General features: G+C 65.4%; 11 protein-coding genes and 2 tRNA genes. 10 read left to right on the top strand and 3 right to left on the bottom strand.

Translation table 11 applies throughout. From position 1 onward, the window contains the following. Positions 1 to 32: 32 nt before the first annotated feature. The 3 genes from F0185_RS30400 (at position 33) to F0185_RS30390 (ending at position 2,562) form a co-directional block, all read left to right on the top strand. Positions 33 to 124 (top strand) — tRNA-Ser (locus F0185_RS30400). Between the two features lie 203 nt (positions 125 to 327). Continuing rightward, positions 328 to 419 (top strand) — tRNA-Ser (locus tag F0185_RS30395). 304 nt (positions 420 to 723) lie between these two features. After that, entirely contained in the window at positions 724 to 2,562 is a 1,839-nt protein-coding gene (locus F0185_RS30390) for a hypothetical protein (RefSeq protein WP_167231554.1), read from the top strand. A 51-nt stretch (positions 2,563 to 2,613) separates the two neighbouring features. Here F0185_RS30390 and F0185_RS30385 read toward each other — a convergent pair whose 3' ends face one another. Next, positions 2,614 to 6,327, bottom strand: a complete 3,714-nt coding sequence (locus tag F0185_RS30385) for a DUF4132 domain-containing protein (RefSeq protein WP_167231714.1) — start codon at positions 6,325 to 6,327, stop codon at positions 2,614 to 2,616. 169 nt (positions 6,328 to 6,496) lie between these two features. On the opposite strand from F0185_RS30385, the gene F0185_RS30380 reads away from it, so the two are divergent. The 6 genes from F0185_RS30380 to F0185_RS30355 all read left to right on the top strand — a co-directional run bounded on the left by F0185_RS30380 (position 6,497) and on the right by F0185_RS30355 (position 13,342). Next, positions 6,497 to 7,408, top strand: a complete 912-nt coding sequence (locus F0185_RS30380) for a YfdX family protein (RefSeq protein WP_167231711.1) — start codon at positions 6,497 to 6,499, stop codon at positions 7,406 to 7,408. A gap of 58 nt (positions 7,409 to 7,466) precedes the next feature. Continuing rightward, positions 7,467 to 8,063, top strand: a complete 597-nt coding sequence (gene petA, locus F0185_RS30375) for a ubiquinol-cytochrome c reductase iron-sulfur subunit (protein ID WP_167231709.1) — start codon at positions 7,467 to 7,469, stop codon at positions 8,061 to 8,063. 170 nt (positions 8,064 to 8,233) lie between these two features. Continuing rightward, positions 8,234 to 9,145 carry an isoaspartyl peptidase/L-asparaginase gene (locus tag F0185_RS30370; RefSeq protein WP_167231706.1) on the top strand — a complete coding sequence of 304 codons (912 nt, stop codon included), beginning with the start codon at positions 8,234 to 8,236 and terminating at the stop codon, positions 9,143 to 9,145. Then, entirely contained in the window at positions 9,138 to 10,013 is an 876-nt protein-coding gene (locus F0185_RS30365; protein ID WP_229477272.1) for a cyanophycinase, read from the top strand. The genes F0185_RS30370 and F0185_RS30365 overlap by 8 nt, the downstream gene beginning before the upstream one ends. Beyond that, positions 10,010 to 12,610 (top strand): cyanophycin synthetase, encoded by a 2,601-nt coding sequence (cphA, locus tag F0185_RS30360; RefSeq protein ID WP_308624814.1) that lies wholly within the window; start codon positions 10,010 to 10,012, stop codon positions 12,608 to 12,610. The genes F0185_RS30365 and cphA overlap by 4 nt, the downstream gene beginning before the upstream one ends. 171 nt (positions 12,611 to 12,781) lie before the next feature. After that, positions 12,782 to 13,342 carry an SRPBCC family protein gene (locus tag F0185_RS30355; RefSeq protein WP_167231703.1) on the top strand — a complete coding sequence of 187 codons (561 nt, stop codon included), beginning with the start codon at positions 12,782 to 12,784 and terminating at the stop codon, positions 13,340 to 13,342. Positions 13,343 to 13,358: 16 nt separating this feature from the next. Here F0185_RS30355 and F0185_RS30350 read toward each other — a convergent pair whose 3' ends face one another. Both F0185_RS30350 and F0185_RS30345 read right to left on the bottom strand, forming a co-directional pair. Further along, positions 13,359 to 13,814 (bottom strand): DUF695 domain-containing protein, encoded by a 456-nt coding sequence (locus F0185_RS30350; RefSeq protein ID WP_167231700.1) that lies wholly within the window; start codon positions 13,812 to 13,814, stop codon positions 13,359 to 13,361. Positions 13,815 to 13,877: 63 nt separating this feature from the next. Further along, positions 13,878 to 15,353: a M20 family metallopeptidase gene (locus F0185_RS30345; RefSeq protein WP_167231697.1), complete on the bottom strand. Its 1,476-nt coding sequence runs from the start codon at positions 15,351 to 15,353 to the stop codon at positions 13,878 to 13,880. A 122-nt stretch (positions 15,354 to 15,475) separates the two neighbouring features. Here F0185_RS30345 and F0185_RS30340 point away from each other — a divergent pair, with 122 nt between their 5' ends. After that, positions 15,476 to 16,756 carry a hypothetical protein gene (locus F0185_RS30340; protein ID WP_167231694.1) on the top strand — a complete coding sequence of 427 codons (1,281 nt, stop codon included), beginning with the start codon at positions 15,476 to 15,478 and terminating at the stop codon, positions 16,754 to 16,756. The last annotated feature ends 5 nt before the right edge of the window (positions 16,757 to 16,761 follow it).

The following is a 16,761-nucleotide window of genomic DNA, read 5'->3' as shown; positions in this document are numbered from 1 at the left end:
TCTTCTGATCTGGTGAAACTACTGGGCGGAATGGAGATGTGGCCGAGTGGCCGAAGGCACGTCCCTGCTAAGGACGCATATGGGGTAACCTGTATCGTGAGTTCGAATCTCACCATCTCCGCCAGAATCCTGTCCAGGTTGCGCCTGGACTGACAAGAAACCCGCAGCGCTCGTCATGAGCCTGCGGGTTTTTTGCTTTTGTTGCCCGGTTTGCAGCGGGAAAACTGTGAATTTTTCGCTGCGAGGGGCGTTTCGGCCCTGTTCGGCGCGGCGGGAATCCGGTATGATCTTGGTCTTCTGGCTTAGCAATACTGTGTAGGCCAGAATGGAGATGTGGCCGAGTGGCCGAAGGCACGTCCCTGCTAAGGACGCATATGGGGTAACCTGTATCGTGAGTTCGAATCTCACCATCTCCGCCAGAACAAGAAAAAAGCTCCCCTAGTGGGAGCTTTTTTCGTTGGGTTATTCAAACTCAAACGCGCTCGTTCATTGAGGGCGGCCGCGCTGGGCTGCGCGGGTTGTAGCGCCAGACCCGGGCGATGCGGCAAAACGCCGCCGCGATAAACGCCAGGCAGAGATCGCTCCGCCGCCAAGATTTGACAGATGCCTGTCATCATGCCACTCTGTGGCTGGTAAAAAATTACATTTTGAAAATAGTATTTGCTTGCGAGATGCTACCTCCCATCGCCTTGCCCCTTAGTCAACCTTTAAAGAGTTTGCTGGATGAAAAAACAAGTGTCGCGGACGCGTAGTGCTCAGAAGCAAGCCATCGAACTTGGAAATGTAGTAGGTGGTGCTGCAAGCGCAGTGATGACCTGGTCAATTAACGGTTTGCAAAAGCTCGATGCCGAGTTATTGATCACAGACAAAGTTAAGAATGTTGGCGACCAGATTGGCTCATTGGGCCGAAAAGTGGATCAGCATATTGATATCAGCGGTAAAGCCAGTGTTGCCAAAAGCGCAATAGCTGTAGCTGTAGTGAAGGCTGAGCGCTCCGCTTCGGCAGCGGCAGAAAATATCGGCCTGAACAAAGCCGGAACCTTTGTCGGTGAGCATTTCGACACCTTCGTGGCACGCCCGACCACCGAGCTTGCCAGTGAATATGAGGTCGGGAAAAAGTTCCAAATGGTAGGGTCGGTATTGGGCGGCATGTACGGACATACCCGGGAAACAATCAAGCCGTATTTCCAGGCAGAAAATGCGCACAAGCTCTTGAGTAACACGCGCGCCGAACTGAATTACATCTCCGCTTGTATCATGCAGATCAGTCCTGACGATGCTCATAAAGCAGCATCTCAGTTTGGCGCCGTCGTTGCTTCAAAAATCAGCGGACTCGCTACAACGGCGTCTTTGCTAGCGTTGGTCAGCACATATGGTACCGCAGGCACAGGTACCGCGATCGCGAGTCTATCCGGCGCCGCAGCGACAAACGCCACTCTGGCTTGGGTTGGCGGATTGCTTGGTGGCGGGATGGCGGCAGGTGCCGCGCTCACCGGCGGGTTGACGATTGTTGTCGGCTTGGGCGCTTACAAGTTGCTCGGTTCGGAACGGCGCGCCTTCGATGATCTTTCTGATGAAGAGCAGCGGATTGTTCAATATTGCTGGTTTTTGATATCAATGATCGATGATTTTTTGGTGGATAAAGAATTTATTGTCTCGTCTCAACTGGCATCTGAGTTACTGAACAATACCCTTTTACCATTGCACACGATGCTGATTGAGCACGCTGACCAAATTTGCGCCAGTCTTGATACTAAGAACGCGGTTGCCTATCGCCAACACGTCTTGGTCGATTTTAAGCGCGTGGTGATCGATGGGTTCGGGGACTATGTCATCTCCTCTGGGACTCGAACGACAATTGATCTTGAGCACTTGATCGGTGGAGTATTCTATGCACTCCTTACACGAACCGCCGTTGATGATAGTCCGGAAAGCCGGTTGGTATTGGACGCGTTGCGGCGTTCATCACGAGCATTGAATGATGCTGATGAATATGAGCTAAGCGAATACTTAGGCGGGCTGGAGGCACATCAAATCAAGGGTGCGGCTAGCAATGTCAAAGGCATTTATCATGAACTGCTGTTTGTGAAAAACTATAATGCTGCCCATACTGATACATATGCGGAGGTCTACGCCGCCACCAACCGTCCAGGTGCCGATGTCGTCATCAAATCTAGCAGCACCCACGAATCGCTCAATTCCTTCCAGTTGAAGGCAACCGATAGCTCAGCGTATGTGAAGCAGCATGTGTCTCGATATCCGGATATTGAAGTTCACGTGACTCGCGAAACTGCCGAACAAATGGAGGGAGTCCATTCGAGCGGTATCGATAACGCGGACATTTCCGAGCGGGTAAAACATGATCTGGACGCGCTCGTTGCCAATACACTCGGCAGTCGAATCTGTAGTGCTGCAGAGAGATCTGCCGTTGTCGCGACCGGACAAGAACTACTGGCAATGCTCAACGGGAAGAAGGCATTTCCGGAGTCAGTCGTCGACACGGTAAGGAAGGTGGGCACTGCAACAGTTGCAACTGCAATCAGTGCATATATATTCCACTAGACCTAGCTTTGCCATTTGAGCGTTTTATGTGGTGTCGATGACTTTGCTGGATCACTCGCGCAGCCTTTCCATATCCCGTATCAGTTCACTGATGACGATGGCGTCGAGCTGGTCCAAGCTGGCCGCGACCGGCACTTCCCCGTGCCGATCGGTCGCCCCCACAATCAGCTTGCCCAGCGTCTGCTCGGGAAATTCGCCCGGATTGTTCGCCATCAGCCCGGGGTTCAGGTCCAGCTGCGCCGCGCGTCCCCCGCCGAGCGGCTTGTTGACATTCCAGATCGCGCCGCCATCCCAGGCGCGGCCGCGCCGCCAGCCCTGGTTTTCCAGCGCGAGAACGCGGCCGCTCGCCACCACCACGCCAACCCAGCGCTCGAAGCTGCCGGACGCCAGTTCGGCGGCGCTGGCCGTGTGCACGTCGCGCCCGATCTGGGCGAACGGCTGCAACAGTTCATAATCGGCGAACAGCTGGCCGAACGCCGCCGCGTCCGTCGCCGGCAGGTCCAGCGCATGCGCAGCGCCGATGCGCACCCCATCGCCTTCGAGCAGCGCGAACGGCGCGTCGGCGCTATCGGTAAAACTGCCGTCGGCAGCGACCCGGAAGCACGCCAGCAGGTTCGCCTCGCCCCCGTACACGCCCCACACCAGCCGCTGCACCAGATGGCGCACCAGCGGATGCCCGGCCAGGCACTGGCGGAACACGTCCGCGCTCCAGCGCCGCTGCGCGCACATGGCCGCTTCCAGCCGGCGCACCTGCTGCGCGGCGATGGTGCGCGCATCCTTCTTGAGCGCCTTGAAGCGCTCCACCGCCGCCGCCGACAGCGCCTTGTCGTCGGCCTTGTTCGGCTTGGGCAGGTCCGCCAGGCGCAGCTTGGCGTCGTCGCGCACGAACGGCTTGAGCGTCTCGTCGAAGCCGACGCGGAACTGGCGTGGCCCGAAGTCGAGCAGCAAGGTGCCGTCCTCGCCCAGGCCCAGGTCGGGCGCGAGGCGGTCTTCCAGTTCTTCCACGCCGAGGCCGCGCGCGTCAGCGATTTGCGCGATTTTTTCACGCGCGCGATCCTGCAAGGCCTTGAACTTGATCTTCTGCGCGATGCCGTTCAGGAGCATCAGCGCGGTGTCGCTGCCGATGGCGGCCAACACGTCCAGCCCCGCCACGGCGCGCTGGTGCTGACTCTCTCCGGGCCAGCTGCGCAGGTAGGCAGTGAGCTTGCGCGCACTGTCGTCATTGCCGATCAGGCCGAGCGCGCCCATGCCCCAGCCCTCCTTGGGCGGACCGCCGGCGCCGACCCACGCCAGGAATACCTCCCACGCGAAGTCGGCCAGCGATTCGGCCGTGCAGGCCCGCTTGACGTCGGCGATGCCGGCGTACACACCGTCGTCGCTCGGAAAGCGCAGCATGCACCCGAGTTGTTCGATGGCGCTGTCGGGCAGTGCTTTTCCATTGTGCGCCAGCAGTGGCCGGCGCCATCCGCCCGGCTGCCAGAAGGCGGGGAAGGCGCCTTGCTTGGCCGGGAACAGCTGGTACGGGTCGAGCAGGTCGGCCAGCGCCGCCGCCACTTCCGGTTGCGGGTAGCGCGCGGCGACATCGAGCAGCAGCGCGCGCTGGCCTGCGTGGGCGAGCATGCGCAGCGCGACGATGGCGTGCGCGCGCGCCGGGCAGGTTTTGCCGAGCGCCACGGCGATCAGGCCGCAGGCCGCGTGCTCCGGGTGCGCCAGCAGCCACGCGCGGGCCTCGTCGCGCACCGCCTTTTTGGTGGCGAAGCTGCGCGCCATCGGTTGCGCCAGCGCCACCGCGCCGAAGGGCAGGGCGAGCCACTGGCCACCGTCCGGCGAGTCGCGGCACAGCGTCACCACCGAGGGCAGGGCGTCCAGGCCGAAGCGCGCCACGGCATACCCAAGGTTGCTCACGTCGTCGCACCCGAGCGCGTTCCACAGGGCCAGGCCGAGCGGCGCGGGCAAGTTGGCGATGCCGCGCCCATCGAGCATGTAGCGGGTCGGGATGCTGCGGTGCTCCCGCGCCAGCGCGATCAGGCGCTCGGTATCGGCGCCGCCGATCAAGGCGGCAATCTGTTCGCGTTGCGGACTGTCGCGAAACCCGGTAAGCCACGCCAGCGCCAGCGGATCGCTGCGGGCCGCGTCGAGCTGTTTGCCGAAGTCGTCGTCGAGCGCGAGCCACGCTGCGCGGCTGCCCGGCTCCCATTGTTCGCGTTCGGGCAGCGCCAGCGGCTTGAGCGTGAGCACCGCGTGGGCCGGCCTGGCGGCGGCCAGCCACGGTGGATTGACCAGCACCGGTGGCAGGTCGGCGCAATCCGCCAGGTCGGCCTGCACGCTCAACTCCCGGTGCAGCCCGGCCAACAGGCTGGCGCCCTCCGGCGCGATGGCGGTGATGATCGCCGGGACCGCCGCCGCATGCGCGCGCACCAGGTTGTTCAGGGCGAAGCCGAAGGTGGCGGCCGCGCCGCGCTCGGACGCCAGCAGTTCGGCCAGGGCGGCAATGGCGGCCAGCGGCCAGCGCCGGGTCAGGCCGAAGAAGCGCACCAGCGTTGCCTTGTCGTCCCTGGCGTCGCGCGCCAGCACGATCAATGCGGCCGGGGTGCCGATATGCGTCAGCACCTCGCCCACGATCCCGTACTCCAGGCCCGCTTCCAGCGCCGCGACCGCGTCCGCCCCGCGTTCCTGTACCAGGGTGGCGATCATGGTGTGCTTCCTGAACAGCCGTGGCGTGCCGTGGCGCGCGCTGTCCAGGCGCAGCGCGGCGATGGCGGCCGGCGACGTGGCCGCCAGCAGCAGCCAGTTGAGCGAGTCCGGCGCGTGCGCATGATCAAGCGTCAGTGCCAGGTCGTTGGCGATGTCGGGCAGCTCCGGCAGCATGATGGCGTACCAGGGCCGGCGTTGCGGGGCGATGCGCGGCAGGGCAGCGCGAATGCTGGCCACGCACTGCTCCCAGTCCTGCGGCGCGGCGGCGGCAAGATGGGCGCGCAGCGCCAGTTCGGGCGCGCTGTCGATGTGCTCTTCGCTGGTGGCGAATTCCCGGCCCCGGTCGCGGGCGAACATCACCGGCCATTTGGGCGCCTCCCATCCGGCCGCATGGTCGCAACTGCTGCCTTCGGCCTGGAGGAACACCTCCACGGCGTAGGGCAAGCCTTTGCGCGCCACCAGGAAATCGAGGAATTGCCCGTTCGCCTGGTCGCGTTGCTGGTGCTGGTGCAGGTAGGCGTCGAGCGCCATCAGCACCACATCGGATGCGAACGAGCCGTCGCTGGCGCCCTCGCTCAGGCGCGCGGCCGCTTCGGTGGCCGCGTTGCGGTCGTCCGGATGCGAGGCGTCCGGGGCGATCACGAAGCGCTTGTTGGCAATGGCGAGAAACGCGCGCCAGCTTGCGTCCGCGTCGAGCGGCCGGGGGACCGGAAAGCGACGCGAGGGCAGGGCGGGGCCGAGCAGTCCGGGCGGCAGATCGAGCACCGGGCCGGCCGCCAGCCAGGGCGCGCCGCCGCTCGCGAGCGCGGGCACGGGGGCGGGCGCCGCGCAGGACGGCTGCGGCGCTGTGGCGCGAGGCGTTGCCGCGCCGGTCTCGACGTACCCTTTGCCGGTTTTTTCGCGGACCAGCTTCTCCATGGCGGCGCCAGCCTTGGCGGCATCGGCGTGGGTCTTCGTTTGGGCTTGCCCGGTGGTGCCGATTTTGCCGTAACGAACGTGCAGGTCGCAACCATCGTGTTCGATTTCCCAAAACTTGCTGGAGCTGCCGTCGTCGAACTCGAAACGCTTCATTGTCTGCCTCAATTGATAGGGTTGCCGTGCGAACGCCGCCACCATTTTACACACGCATTTGCCAAAAAAACATCGTGCGTCGCCGGAACCGTCGGGCGCCCTCACGGTCCAAACAAGTCAGGAGCGGCAAACCGGCGCTCCACCCACTATCCCGGAACAGGAGAACAGAATGAACTCGCACAACCGTACTGCCCCGCGTGTTTCAACGCTGGTCGCGGTGCTGTTAATTCCTTTCTATATTCATGCCGCCAACCAGGCGCCGCCGCCCAACAAGCCCGAGCCGCAGTCGCCGGCAAGCCAGTCGGTGCAAGCGCAAGTCGACAAGCGCACCGCGGACGCGGCTGAACAAAAGCGGCGCGAGCTGATGACCGAAGCCCGCTCGGCCATCGATGAAACCGAAAAAGCCCTCAAGGCGCTCGACGACAAGCGCAACCGCGATGCGCTCGCGGCGCTCGCATCGGCCACCGGCACCCTCGAGCTGATCCTGGCGCGCAGTCCCACGCTGGCGCTCGCACCCGTGCGTACCGATGTGGTCACGCACGACCTGCTGGCGAAGGACGACACCATCAAGGCGGCGGTGAAAGAAGTACGCGAGCGCCTGCGCGATGGCGACGTGCAAAAGGCGCGCCAACTGATGCAGGGCCTGGCGAGTGAAATCGAATTGCGCACACTGAACATTCCGCTCGAAACCTATCCGGCGGCGATCAAGGCGATCACGCCGCTGATCGACGCCGGCAAGATCGAGGAAGCGAAGACGGCGCTGCGCACCATGCTCAATACCCTGGTCGTGACCACCGAAATCGTGCCCTTGCCCAAGCTGCGCGCGGAAGAGCAGATCAAGGCGGCCCAGGCGCTGGCCGAGAAGGCCAACCGCAGCAAGGAAGAAAACGACAAGCTGGCGCAGAACATCGCCGCCGCGCGCGAACAGTTGAAGATCGCCGAGTTGCTCGGTTACGGCGACAAAAAAGACTACAAGCCGATGTACCAGCAGATCGACGAACTCGACAAGAAAACGGCGGGCGGCAAGTCGGGCCTCGGCTGGTTCGACAAGATCCGCCAGCAGCTCGCCGCATGGCTGTAGGTCCCGCTGTAATCGCCCCGCACAGCGGGCACGCTTGACGAGCAAGAAAGGAGCATCGATGCCTGACCATGATCAAGCGACTCTGCTGCGCAGGAAATGGCTGCTCAGGGCAACCGGCGCGAGCGGGGGCGTGGTACTCGCCGCCGCCATTCCTTTCCTGCGCAGCCTGGCGCCAAGCGAAGCTGCCCGGGCCGCCGGTGCGCCGGCCGAGGTCGACATCGCCCAGATCGCACCCGGCGCCTTGCTCACAAGCGAGTGGCGCGGCCGGCCGGTATGGATACTGCACCGGACCGAGCGCATGATCGCCCAACTGCGCGAGGATGATGCGCGCCTGGCCGATCCGCGTTCGCGGCAGGAGCAGCAGCCGCCGTACGCGCGCAACGCCACCCGCTCGATTCGCCCCGCGTTCCTGGTGGCGACGGGCATCTGCACCCATCTTGGCTGCGTGCCCGTGTATCGTCCCGATGTGGCGCCCGCCGACCTGGGCGGCGACTGGAACGGCGGCTTTTACTGTCCCTGCCACGGCTCGCGGTTCGACCTCGCCGGGCGCGTGTTCAAGAACGTGCCCGCTCCCAGCAACCTGGAAATTCCGCCGCACGAATACCTGGCCGATACGCGCCTGCGCATCGGCGCCGACCGCGACCATCCCGCCTGAACGACGCATCCGCAAGCGCCGCACGCGCCGCGAGACGGCGCAAACTCATGCTTACCAGATAGCCTGTGGGAAAGCTCTTACACGCGCACGCGCCATCGTCCACTTCGCTCAGCCGTTTGTCATTTGCATAATGTTCAACAAATGAACATCAACGAATGAGCAAGGACGCCATGAATGCAAATCACCCCGGCAGCGCCATCGTGGTCCACGGTGGGGCTGGCGCCGGACGCGAGCTCGACGACGGCTGCGTCCAGGCCGCGCACGCCGCGCGCAAACAACTCGAGCAAGAGGGCGATGCGCTCGACGCCGCCATCGCCGCCATCGTGTCCATGGAAGACGACAGCCGCTTCAATGCCGGCACCGGCGCCGCGCTCGGCCTGGACGGCGCCACCATCGAAATGGATGCGTGCGTGATGGACACGCGCGGGCGCCTCGGCGCCGTGGCCGGCCTGCGCGCGGTCAGGAACCCGGTGCTGGTGGCGCGCGACGTGGCGCGCACGCCGCACTGCCTGCTCGGCGGGGAGGGCGCCGAGCGCTTCGCGCGCGCCATGGGCCACACACCGTATCGCGCGGTTAGCGAGAAGGCGCGGCGCGCGCACAAAAAGATGCTCGACCAGCTCGCCGGCGACGCCCAGGCCATGCCCGGCGTCGACAACCGGGATTTCGCCACCTTCTGGAACTACGCCTGTTCCCCGGCCTTTGCCGGCAAGACCGGCTGCGACACGGTCGGCGCGGTGGTGCGCGACCAGGATGGCCACTTCGCCGTGGCCGCTTCCACCGGCGGCTCGGCGCCGTCGCTGCTCGGGCGCGTGGGCGACACGCCCATCGTCGGCAGTGGCTTCTACGCCGGCCCGCACGGGGCGGTGGCGGCCACCGGCATCGGTGAACACATCATGCGCCACATGCTGGCCAGCACGGTCTACCACTGGATCGCCGCCGGTACCGCACTCGATGAAGCGCTGCGCCGCGCGATCGGCCTGTTCCCGGCCGACGTTGCGGTGGGCCTGATCGCGGTCAGCCGCACCGAGGCTGGCGCGTTGAGCAATCAAGCGATGCCACAGGCGATGGTGAGCCATGGATAAGACGAGCAATCGACCGGCCCAAGGCCATCTGCTGATCGTCGGCGGCAGCGAAGACCGCAAGCACGACATGCGCGTGCTGACCCGCTTCGTCGAGCTGTGCGGCGGCGCCGACCAGCCGGTCGCGGTGGTCACGGCCGCCAGCCAGATCGCCGGCGAGGTCTTCGAGATGTACCGCGCCGCCTTCGCCGAGCTTGGCGTGACGCACCTCTCCCATGTGCACCTCGATTCCGCCAAGGAAGCGGGCAGCGAAAAACTGCTCGCGCCCATCCGCGCAGCGAGGGGCATCTTCATGACCGGCGGTGACCAGAAGCGCCTGCTGGACATGATCGGCGGCACGCCCGTCCACGCCGCCATCGCCAGCGCGTACGCCAACGGCGCCTGCATCGCCGGCACCAGCGCCGGGGCCTCGGCCATGTCGCGCTTCATGCTGGCCGAAGGCAAGGCCGAGCTCGAACCGGAAAAAGGCGCGATCCGCCTCAGCCCCGGCCTGGGGCTGGTCGAGCGCGTCGTTTTCGACCAGCATTTCGCCCAGCGCAAGCGCCTGCCGCGCCTGCTGTCGATCCTTGCCGAGCGCCCCGACCTGTACGGCATCGGGCTCGACGAAGACACCGCGCTGTTAATCAGTCCCGGCAGGGGGATCGATGTCATCGGCGACGGCGCGGTGACCCTGGTCGACGGCCTGAACATGATCAGCAACATCGATGCGCTGGACGACGGCGAGGTGCCAAGGCTGATCGACGTGCGATTGCACCTGCTGCCGTCCGGCACCCGCTTCGACGCCGGCGCCGGCGCCAACAACCCCATACCCGCACCTTTTCAAGACTTTTTCGACGCCATTACTCAACCAGAACAACGAGAACCATCATGATGACCATCCAGCGACAACGCTTTCTGCGCGGCCCCAACCTGTTTGCCGACACCCCTTGCATGCTGACCCTGGTGGACCCGGGGCCGCTGGCCGGCACCGTCCCGGCCGCGATCCCCGGCCTGCATGAGCGCCTGACCTCACTGCTGCCGTCCTTGCGCAGCTACCGCGACCCGGCCGGGGGCGACCTGGGCGACCTGCTCGAACACCTGGCCATGGAACTGCAGAGCCTGGCCGGCAGCGAGATCGGCAGCGTCGAAAAGCGCGCCGTGCGCAAGGATGCCGGCCAGTGCCGCGTAGTGTGCGGTTATCAGTTCGAACGCGTTGCCAGCGAAGCGCTCGCGCTGGCCTTGCGCGTGGTCGACGCCCTGGTCAACCATACAGAGGTGGACGTCGAAGCCGGCCTGGCCGCACTGAAGGAGAGCGTGGCCGACTGCGCCATCGGCACCAGCACCGGCGCCGTGCTGGCTGCCGCCAGGCGGCGCGGTATTCCGCTGATCCGCATGACCGACACGGCCAACTTGTTCCAGCTTGGCTGGGGCAGCCGCCAGAAGCGCCTGCAAGCGACCGTCACCGGCCGCACCAATTACATTGCCGTCGATATCGCCAGCGACAAGCACCTGACCAAGACCCTGCTCGAGCAGGCCGGCCTGCCGGTGCCGGAAGGCGACACCGTGCGCACGGTCGAAGACGCCCTGCGCGTGGCCGCCCGCATTGACGGCCCGGTTACCATCAAGCCGCTCGACGCCAACCAGGGCAAGGGCGTCACCACCCGCTGCGGCACGGAGGACGAGGTGCGCACGGCGTTCGCCCACGCCCGCGAGCACGCGCGCACGGTCATCGTCGAGCGCTTCCTGAAGGGACGCGACTACCGCGTGCTGGTCACCGGCAACAAGGTCGCCGCGGCGTCGTGGCGCCGTCCGCCGCACGTCACCGGCGATGGCGTCTCGACCGTCCGCCAGCTGGTCGCACTTGAAAACAGCAGCCCGGCGCGCGGCGAGGGCCACACCAATATTCTTACCAAGATTGCGCTCGACGAGATCGCACGCGAAACGCTGCACCAGCAGGGCTACCACGTCGATGCGGTGATTCCCGCCGGCGCCGTGGTCGAACTGCGCGGCAACGCCAACCTGTCGACCGGCGGCACCGCCGAAGACGTGACCGACCTGCTGCCGCGTTCCACGGTGCAGATCTGCATCCGCGCCGCCAAGACCATTGGCCTGGACGTGGCCGGCATCGACATCGTGTGCGAAGACATCGCCAGGCCGCTGGCCGCGCAGGGCGGCGGCATCATCGAAGTCAACGCCGCGCCCGGCATCCGGATGCACCAGTATCCGTCGGCAGGCACCCCGCGCGACGCCGGCGACGCCATCGTCGAATCGATGTTTTCCGGCAGCGACGGCCGCATTCCGCTGATCGCCGTCACCGGCACCAACGGCAAAACCACGACCACGCGCCTGATCGAGCACGCCGCGCGCCTGACCGGCCTGTGCACCGGCATGACCACCACCGAAGGGGTCTACATCAACGGCGAGCGGACCATGGAAGGCGACTGCACGGGCTACCATTCGGCGCTGTCGCTGCTGAGCGCGCCTGATGTCGACCTGGCGGTGCTGGAGACGGCGCGCGGCGGCATCCTCAAGCGTGGCCTGGCGTTCGACCGCTGCGATGTCAGCGTGGTGCTCAACGTCTCGGCCGACCATCTGGGCCTGGACGGCGTGGACACGCTCGACGAAATGGCTATGGTCAAGGAAGTGGTGGCGCGCAGCGCCTCCCGCGCCGTGGTGCTCAACGCGCACGACCCGCTGTGCGTGGACATGGCAAGCCGCATCGCGCCCGGTGTCGAGATACTGTACTTTTCACTCGACGCCAGCCACCCGGTGTTGCTCGCGCACCTGGCCGGGGGCGGGCGCGCGGTGTTCCTGCACGAGCGCGGCGTGGTGCTGGCCAGCGGCGCATCCCGCCAGCGCCTGCTCGACGAACGCGCCATGCCGGTCTCGATGAACGGGGTGGCGCGCTACAACGTCGCCAACGCGCTGGCGGCCGCCGCCGCGCTGGCCGCCGCCGGCTTCGCCAACGACAGCATCGTCGCCGGCCTGTCGAGCTTTGTATCGGACGGCAAGAACAATCCCCTGCGCTCGAACCTGTTCGACATCGGCGGGGTGCAGGTGGTGGTCGACTTCGCGCATAACTGCGCGGCCTACGGCGCCCTGTCCGAAATGGCGCGTGGCATGGCGGCGGGCCAGATCGTCGGCGTGGTCTCGGCCCCGGGCGACCGGCGCGACGGCGACCTGCGCCAGATCGGCCAGGTGTGCGCGGCCGGCTTCGATACGGTGGTGGTCTACGAGTCCGAAAGCCGCGGGCGGCCGGCCGGCGAAACGGCGCGCCTGATCTGCGAGGGCGCGGCCAGCGCGTCGCCCGAAGCAGGCCGTCTGCACTGCCGGCTCGACGCCCATGAAGCGATCCGCTTTGCGCTGCGCATGTGCAGCCCGGGCGACGTGCTGATCTTCGGATGCGGTTCGTCGTTGAGCGAACTGATCGAAGCAATTCGCCCGGACATGCCGCAGCTGGCGGAGAAAATTACCGCCGATATCGCCTAGGCTGGCAACGCTGAATCGGTGATGTAAGGAGCATTCCTACAGCGGTTCTGCGATAACGCCTATTCAAGCGCGCAAGCGGCTCGTCTAACATGAAAGGTCTGGCAAGGCCGGCGCATTGGCATGGCGCGCCGGTTGCGCCCTTTCATCTTCAACGACAATCAGGAGGAAACCATGTTGAACCGTATTCTCGGCTTGGTGGCGGTCGCGGTCGGCGGCACCTTGTTGGCCAAACAAATGCAAAACTCGGGCGGCAAGGGCAGTCAATCCCGTGTCAGTATCGAAGTCGATCTTCCCGTGCGGACCGTGTACCACCAGTTCACCCAGTTCGAGCAATTTCCGCAGTTTATGGAAAGCGTGCACGAGGTGCGCCAGCTCGACGACAAGCGCCTGCACTGGAAGGCGGACGTGTTCGGCAAGGTCATCGAGTGGGATGCCGACATCACCGAGCAGGTTCCGGACAAAAAAATTGCCTGGCACAGCATCTCGGGCACGCCGAACGGCGGCGAGGTGACGTTCGAGGCCTTGTCCGATGCGCGCACCAAAGTCACCCTGGAGCTCAATTACGAACCGCAGGATGCGGTGGAAACCATGGGCGACATGGTCGGCGCCGTGCGCATGCAGGCACGCTCGAACCTGCAGCGCTTCAAGAACTTGCTGGAGAAGCGCGGCAGCGAAACCGGCGCCTGGCGCGGCGCCATCGGCAAAGAGAGCGGCGCGGCGCCCATGCATTGAGCGGCCGGGCCGTCGCCTACCCGGTGGCAAAGGACGCGTACACGTCCCACTGCGGATCGAGATAGGCCATGCACTGGACCTGGTGCGAGCTCACCTCGGCGCGCAACTGCTCGTGAACCGGACCGATGCACTCGCCATTCTTCAGGTAGAACACGAACTCTTTGAACGTGCCGGTGGTGATCGCCAGCGCATGCACCACCGGCCCGCCAGCCTGGAGCAGTTCGCGGATACGGTCTTCCAGCTCGCTGATGATCCGGTTTTCTTCCGCATCCGGCAAGCCGCCCGGGTTCGGATGGTTCAGCGGAATCGCGAACCCGACGCGGATGCCAAGCTCCGGGTGCCCGGCCCAGCGCCTGGCCGAGTTGTTGATCCGCACCAGCATCGGACCGTCGCCATGGCTTCCTTCGGCAAGGGTCCAGCTGTCATCGAGGTCGTTCAATTGCTCAAGCGGCAAATGGGGGGCGGATGGCATAGAAAATCCTTGTTCGTCATTGGAAACATGACGCGTCGGCGCAGCGCCGGCGCGCCATCCGCTTTACGGGTGGGCCGCGATCACCTGCGCCACGGCCGCCGTCAGGCGCTTACCGTACGGCACATGCAGGAACTCGTTCGGACCATGCGCATTGCTTTTCGGACCGAGCACGCCGCAAACCATCATCTGCGCTTTCGGGAAGCTCTTTTGCAGCAAACCCATCAGCGGAATGGTGCCGCCTTCGCCCAGGTAGCCGACCGGCGTGCCGAAATGGCTTTCGCTGGCCGCGTTGACGGCGTTCGACAGCCACGGGCTCAGTTCCGGCGTATTCCAGCCGCTGGCCCCGTACGAGCCCGGCGTGCCGTCGGGCACGAAGCTCACGCGCGCATTGTAGGGCGCGTTATCTTCCAACAATGCTTTCAGTTGCAGCGCGGCGGCATTGCCGTCGAGCAGTGGCGGGATGCGCAGCGACAGCTTGAACGCGGAGTAGGGCCGCAGTACGTTGCCGGCATTGGCGAACTCTGGAAAGCCTTCGGCCCCCACCACCGACAGGGTCGGGCGCCAGGTACGGTTCAGGATCGCTTCGAGCGGGTCGGTCGTCACCGGCAGCACCGAGCCGCCGTCGGCGCCGCAGGCCCACGGCATGCGCTTGTAGACTTCTTCCTTGAGGATGGCGGCGGTCGCTTTCGCTTCTTCGATGCGCACGTGCGGAATCTCGCAATGGAAGCTTTCCGGCAGCAGGCGCCCGGTTTTCGCGTCTTCCAGGCGGTCGAGCAGGTGGCGCAGGATGCGGAAACTCGACGGCACCACGCCCGAATGCGCACCCGAGTGGATGCCTTCGGTCAGCACTTCGACCTTCAGGGTGCCCGAGACCATGCCGCGCAGCGAGGTGGTCAGCCACAGCTGGTCGTAGTTGCCGGCGCCCGAGTCCAGGCACACCACCAGCGACACCTGGCCCAGGCGCTCGCCCAGCATGTCGAGGTAGGGCGGCAGATCGTAGGAGCCGCTTTCTTCGCAGGTTTCGATCAGGCCCACGCAGCGAGGACGCGCAATGTTCTGGCGGTCGAGCGCCATCAGGGCGGTCAGCGAGGCATACACCGCGTAACCGTCGTCGGCCCCGCCGCGTCCGTACAGCTTGCCGTTTTCGTATTTGGGCGTCCATGGTCCCAGGTCGCCGCGCCAGCCGTCGAATTCGGGCTGCTTGTCGAGGTGGCCGTAGATCAACACGGTGTCGTTCGAGTCCGCCTTGGTGGCCGGCACTTCGAAGAAAATGACGGGCGAGCGGCCGGGCGCACGCAGCACTTCGAGTTTCAGGCCGGGGATTTTCTTGCTCTTGATCCACTCCTCGGCATCCCGCACGACCCGGTCGAGATAGCCGTTGGCTTCCCAGTTGGCATCGAAAGCGGGGCTTTTGGCGGGCACGGCGATGTACTGCACCAGGGCCGGAACGATTTCTTCATCCCACACGCGGTCGGCGTACGCCGCGAGTTCGCTTGGGGAGAGCGTGTCGCCGGCAGGCGACGTCACTGGATGGGTCATGGGATTCTCGCTGTTGAATGAATATTGTATTTTACTGTAGCACTTTGCTTCATGTAACGCGGCTTGTCGACAGGCGCTGGCGGATCGGCGATGATGGGTATCCTCCACTAAGGGACAACACGATGACGAGCGACGCATCGGCCATGGCCGGCCGCTTAAGCGTTCCCGACCTGATCGCGGCCTTCCGCCAGCCACGCGGCTACCGCGCGGCCTGGGAGCAGCTCGGGCTGTTCCTGCGCCAGGCGCCGGTCGATGAGATTGAATCCTTCGCCGACCAGGCACTGCCGGCGCTGCCGGACGAGGCCAGCATGATCGACAGCGTGCTGTGCGCAATGTCGGCGCCGGCATTGGCGCGCCTGGCCGGGAGCGCGATCGAGCTGATGGAACGGGACCAGCCGTCCGAGATGTGCGACGCAGTACTGCAAGCGGCCAGCCTGCAAATCGCACCGGCATTGCAGCCGCAGCTTGGCCGCCTGTTCGCGCTGGCGCCGAACCAGGGCAGCTACGCCGAAAACTGGCCATGGCGCGCCGCGCAGGACGAGGACATCGCTTTCCTGCGCCACCAGCTCGCCGGTGACGATCCGCACGCGCGCCTGAAGGCCTGGCGCTGCCTGCTCGAGACGCGCCAGCAAGCGGCGCTGGCCGCAGCGGTGGCGGCCTACCCATCGCTGGCGCTGGCGCAACCGCTACTGGCCTATCTGCGCGAGGTCGACCACGACGGCCCCGGACAGCCTTTGTGCGGCACAGCGTGTTCGCACCTGGTTTTTCCCGAAAACTATTTGTCCGACGGCGACGGCGACGGCAAGGCCGGCCCGGGCCCGGCTCACCCGAGCTGGACGCTGCCCGCCGGCGACGCCAGCTATCGCTTCGGCGGCGCCGGCAGCGGCGCCTGCGGACTGTGCGGCGGCCGCTTGCATCACCTGATTACGCTGCCCGCAGCGCAACTGTTTGACGCCGGCGGGGCCGCCGGGGCTGAGGTAGCGCTGGAAGTGTGCCTGTCCTGCCTGGGCTGGGAGCGCGACGTCCTGTTCTACCGGCATGGCGACGATGGTCTTCCCGGCGCGCTCGAGCAGGGCGCGCTGACGCCACGCTTTCCCGCGCACGCGCTCGCGCCCGCCGAGGTGCGGCTGGCGTCCACGCCGCCGCGCTGGCGCTGGCAGGGCTGGGGCCCGGCCAACGGCGCGGAAAACCTGCACCGGGTCGGCGGCCATCCGACCTGGGTGCAGTCGGCCGACTATCCCGACTGTCCTGCGTGCGCGAAGACGATGCACTTCGCCATGCAGCTCGATTCGGGACTGCCCACGACGAAGTGCGACACCTGGTATTGGGGTAGCGGCGGCGTTTGCTACGTCTTGCGCTGCGCACCGTGCCGTATCAGCGGCTTTTTATGGCAATGCACGTAAGTCAG

Origin of the sequence: Massilia rubra (assembly GCF_011682065.1) — a bacterium.
GTDB lineage: Bacteria > Pseudomonadota > Gammaproteobacteria > Burkholderiales > Burkholderiaceae_D > Telluria_A > Telluria_A rubra.
Note: the sequence above shows the minus strand (reverse complement) of the source record. Positions and strands in the feature narration are given on the sequence as shown.